We start from the raw sequence: 4476 nt of genomic DNA, 5'->3' as shown, positions 1-4476 counted from the left end.
GTCATGCTGGGCTCCAACGACCGCCAGTCGATGAAGGTGGGCGACGTGCGCGAACAGCCACGTTCCGAGAACTGGACCAAGGAATATGAACGCAGGACCGACGCGCTGGGCAAAGCCATCGCCGCGGCCAAGGTCCCCTTCCTTTGGGTCGGCATGCCGGCGTTCCGGGTGCCGAAGATGACCTCGGATATGCTTGCCTTCAACGACATCTACCATCAGGCCGCAGAAAGCCATGGCGGCGAATTCGTCGATATCTGGGACGGCTTTGTCGACGAGAACGGCGCCTTCGTCACCAGCGGCCCCGACATCAACGGCCAGCCGGTGCGGCTGCGCGCCGATGACGGCATCAATATCTCGAAGGCGGGCAAGCGCAAGCTCGCCTTCTACACCGAAAAACCGCTGCTGAAGATCCTCGGCCTGACCGCGCCGGGAAGCATGATTACACCGTCCGCTCCGGCGGGCGCCCCTGTCGAGACGCCGGCGCCGGCCGCGCCCCCCATCGTCATCGACCGCACCGCGCCGATGCTGCTCAGCGATCCGGCACTCGACGGCGGCTCGGAGCTGCTTGGCGCGGCACCGCCGGCTAAGGCCAATCCGGACCTGCCCGGTGAAAAGCTTGTGGTCGAGGGCAAGGCACCGATTGCATCGCCCGGCCGCGCTGACGACTTCTCCTGGCCGCCGAAGGCCGCAGCCGCGACCGACACCACGACCGCGATCAATCGTTAGTCTCGCAGCGCGGCTCTGAGGCCGGGCTCAGCGCGGGAGAACGCTCGACCCCATCAACGCCTCGTCGATCGCGCGCGCAGCCTGGCGGCCCTCGCGGATCGCCCAGACGACCAGCGACTGGCCACGACGCACGTCGCCGGCCGCATAGAGCCTGTCGACGCTGGTCTTGTAGTCGCGGTCATTGGCCTCGACATTGCGCGAGCGGCGGCTGTCGGTGGCGATCTTCATCTCACCCTCCAATTCCCTCGCCACACCGGCCGCGGCCGGCCCGGCAAAGCCGATGGCGATGAACGCGAGATCGGCGCGGATGACGAATTCGGTGCCGGCGATCGGCTTGCGCTTGTCGTCGACCTCGCAGCATTTGACCCCGGTCAGCTGGCCGTTTTCGCCGATGAATTCAAGCGTCGCCACCTGGAATTCGCGCTCGGCGCCTTCGGCCTGCGAGGATGACGTGCGCATCTTGGTCGCCCAGTATGGCCAGACCGAAAGCTTGTCTTCCTTCTCCGGCGGCTGTGGGCGGATGTCGAGCTGTGTGACGCGCACCGCGCCCTGGCGGAAGGCCGTGCCGACGCAGTCGGACGCGGTATCGCCGCCGCCGACGACGACGACATGCTGGCCGCCGGCGAGGATCGGATGCGACGGCCACGCCACCGACTGGATCGGTTCGCCGCCGACACGCCTGTTCTGCTGCACCAGATAGGGCATCGCGTCATGCACGCCGCCGAGATCGTCGCCGGGAATGCCGGCCGCGCGCGGCGTTTCGGAACCGCCGCAATAAAGCACGGCGTCATGTTCGGCGAGCAGTTCGGCGACCGGCTTGTCGACGCCGACATTGACGCCGCAATGGAAGGTGACGCCCTCGCCCTGCATCTGCTCGATGCGCCGGTCGATATAGTGCTTCTCGATCTTGAAGTCGGGAATGCCGTAACGCATCAACCCGCCGGGCCGGCTCTCGCGCTCATAGACATGGACGTCGTGGCCGGCGCGGCCGAGCTGCTGGGCAGCCGACATGCCGGCCGGGCCGGAGCCGATGACGGCGACGCGCTTGCCGGTCTTCTTCTCCGGCGGATAGGGCCTGATATGGCCGGTCTCGTAAGCCTTGTCGGCGATCGCCTGCTCGACCGTCTTGATGGCGACGGGAATGTCCTCGAGGTTCAGCGTGCAGGCTTCCTCGCAGGGCGCCGGGCAGATGCGGCCGGTGAACTCCGGGAAATTGTTGGTCGAATGCAGGTTGCGGATCGCATTGTCCCAGTCGCCATTGTAGACGAGGTCGTTCCAGTCCGGGATCTGGTTGTGGATCGGGCAGCCCGTCGGCCCATGGCAGAACGGAATGCCGCAATCCATGCAGCGCGCGGCCTGTTTCTCGACCTCTTTGTCGGACATCGGCAGCGTGAATTCGCGGAAATGCCGGATGCGGTCGGAGGCCGGCTGGTACTTGTGCACCTGCCGGTCGATTTCGAGAAAGCCTGTTACCTTGCCCATAGTCCAGTTCCTGCTGTCCAGATGGTGCGCCTGGCGACGCCCTGCAGCTGGATCAGATGGGGCATCCCGTCCACACATGGGCCGCACCAAGTTGCCCAAAATTCGACTATGTACACTTGCCGGGCTCAAAGCTCGTGAGGGGCTCGCCATGCAGCCAGTTCTCGACTCTAATCGAAGGAGCCGGGGACTCCATCTGCAATACCACGTTGCGGTCCAAAGCTATTTCCAAAGGTTTCTGCACGAGCTGGTTTCCTCTCAGAGACGGCACACGGGTTCAGGGAGGAGCGCATCGCTCGTCTTGCCCCATTGAGTGCAGTCACAGTCACTCAGTCTCAAAAGCCATGCCAACGCGCTCAGCGCGCAGTTAGCGCCCATTGCTTCGAAAAACCTCGTCAGTGCCCAGATGTTGGTTGTAATGAACCTGACATTTGTCTGACGCTGTCAGCTTTTGGACACGCGATCACGCGCTTCGTGCCGCCAGATGGCCAGGCCGAGCCCTGTGTTGCCAGCGGTCGCTTCGATGATTGTACCGCCCCGCGCGTGCCACGCTGTTCGGCATTAACGATCATCGACAACGCAATGCGATCCTTGATCGATCCGCCGGGATTCTGGCTTTCGATCTTGACGAAGCGACGACACCTGCCGGTATCGAATCTCTTCAGTTCGACGACCGGCGTCTCCCCAATCAGATCGAGCACTGACAAATGGCGGACGCAGGCGAGAGGACGCCTTTGTCGACGGTCGGCGGAACATCTCGAGGCTCATGCGGCTGCGGTCTCCAGAATGTCGGCATAGTGCCGTTGCGCAATATCGGGATGCGAGCGCAGTCGGCTCTTCAGCAGTTGCGGAACAGGGGATTGTCGGGGTCGCTGGCGGGGCACCCGCTTCGGCAGCCAGTTCAGGCGGCAGGTCAAGAAACCGTATGTCGGCATCAAGCCGCGCGCCGAAGAAGAAGGGAATAGAAACAGTGCCCTTCGAAAGACCCAGGGCGACGGAAATCATTGCATCGGGCGAGTTCATGCGCCTGAAGCAGCGCTGGCTGCAACTGCTTCATAGCGACAGGCGGGCGGAGACTCTTGCGGGGCTTTCGCCGCTTGGTTGATTGAGGCTCTCGACGAAGCCACTAAGATTCGGCGGCCGATAATAGCTTGCTGCTCATTGGGACGCCGACCAACGCCGGGATTGAGAAAGGCAACCCTGCCCCACAAGGCGGGTGTCACACGTGCGGTGCGTCCGCTCGTCGCGCCGGATGGTCTTTGAGACCTGGGTTCACGGCTATTCAGATGCACCCCTGTCGGCTTTTCGGTGCAGGCCGCCAGGCGGCGTGTTGCAGCAGCGGTAATTAGTTTGAGAGCGTGCGAGCACGGGCTGCATAGTGAGATCATTTGCCGGCGTGGGGACCAAGGTGTGGCGCAGCCTTAGAGAACTCAACACCGAGACCGGAGCAACGGAGACGGCTCTTTCGTCGAGACAGTTTAATTGGAAGGCCGAGAAGCACCGGCTGGGTAGCGTCACGCCGCATCATTCTTTGCGGAGCTGGAGCGCGCGGGATCGCTGGAGCGGCTGGTGAAAGCGGTTGCCGGGGCGCACGCCAACAACAACACGTGAGCTGGCGCCTCGTGTGGCAAAAGGAGGGGGCGAGAGCCCATGGCCTGCAATGAAGCGATCAAGCATTGCGATCGTGGAACCAAGCTGCCTAGTCGACCATCCGGACCGCGGCCTTCAAGCCAGCTCGCCTTGGAATCGGCCTTCCAGGAATCACCGTCAAGGCCGACTCACGACCTTTTCGCCATGAGCCGCGAAGAGGGCATTCCGCCGGAAGCCGATGGCTGCCTTCTCTCGTTCATCGACGGCTATGTGGTGAGCGGCCATGTGCCGGTCGGCACGGTCAACAAGCTCTTGACCGAGCGGCCCGACATCAAAGGGCATGACGCTGCCCGGCATGCCGATGGGCTCCCCCGGCATGAGTGGCACGAAGGAAGCGCCCTTCGAGATTCTCGAAATCCGAAAGTCTGACGCGACCGGCGGCATCTACGCCACGGAATAGGAGGCTTCGATGATGGAATGCATGAGCGGCATGATGATGTTCGGCACGGGCCTGGTGTGGCTGCTTGTCGTCGTCGTGCTCGTCCTCGGGACGGCCGCGCTGATCAAATACCTGTTCTCCAGCGGCGGCAAAGGAGAAGGGCGTCGGTCCTCTTATCGATGCGTGGCCGCGGCAGGCCTCGGATTGGTCTGGACATTGCCTTGGCTCGCCCACCGGATGGC

The 4476-nt window shown here is 63.4% G+C and carries 2 protein-coding genes and 5 pseudogenes; 3 read left to right on the top strand and 4 right to left on the bottom strand.

The window, feature by feature from the left end; all coding sequences use genetic code 11:
- Positions 1-726 (top strand): annotated as a pseudogene (locus EOA22_RS25175) (DUF459 domain-containing protein); the annotation flags it as partial.
- Positions 727-753: 27 nt separating this feature from the next.
- On the opposite strand, the gene EOA22_RS25170 reads toward EOA22_RS25175, so the two are convergent.
- From EOA22_RS25170 to EOA22_RS39050, 4 genes and pseudogenes are all read right to left on the bottom strand, one after another.
- Positions 754-2208 (bottom strand): glutamate synthase subunit beta, encoded by a 1455-nt coding sequence (locus EOA22_RS25170; protein ID WP_127390287.1) that lies wholly within the window; start codon positions 2206-2208, stop codon positions 754-756.
- A 41-nt stretch (positions 2209-2249) separates the two neighbouring features.
- Positions 2250-2413: pseudogene (locus tag EOA22_RS25165) on the bottom strand (thioredoxin domain-containing protein); the annotation flags it as partial.
- Between the two features lie 278 nt (positions 2414-2691).
- Positions 2692-2961: pseudogene (locus tag EOA22_RS25160) on the bottom strand (pyridoxal-phosphate dependent enzyme); the annotation flags it as partial.
- An 8-nt stretch (positions 2962-2969) separates the two neighbouring features.
- A pseudogene (locus EOA22_RS39050) lies at positions 2970-3174 on the bottom strand (isopenicillin N synthase family oxygenase); the annotation flags it as partial.
- An 801-nt stretch (positions 3175-3975) separates the two neighbouring features.
- On the opposite strand from EOA22_RS39050, the pseudogene EOA22_RS25150 reads away from it, so the two are divergent.
- Positions 3976-4255, top strand: a pseudogene (locus tag EOA22_RS25150) (DUF411 domain-containing protein); the annotation flags it as partial.
- A gap of 9 nt (positions 4256-4264) precedes the next feature.
- A partial coding sequence (locus EOA22_RS25145; protein ID WP_127390286.1) for a hypothetical protein occupies positions 4265-4476 on the top strand: 212 nt, incomplete at its 3' end.

It is taken from the genome of Mesorhizobium sp. M7A.F.Ca.US.014.04.1.1, from assembly GCF_003998745.1.
Lineage (GTDB): Bacteria > Pseudomonadota > Alphaproteobacteria > Rhizobiales > Rhizobiaceae > Mesorhizobium > Mesorhizobium ciceri.
This window is presented reverse-complemented; position numbering and strand designations above follow the sequence as displayed.

Bases quoted from the DNA above. Each gene is read 5' to 3' on its own strand.
- EOA22_RS25170 (WP_127390287.1), bottom strand. From the start codon at position 2,208: ATGGGCAAGGTAACAGGCTTTCTCGAAATCGACCGGCAGGTGCACAAG.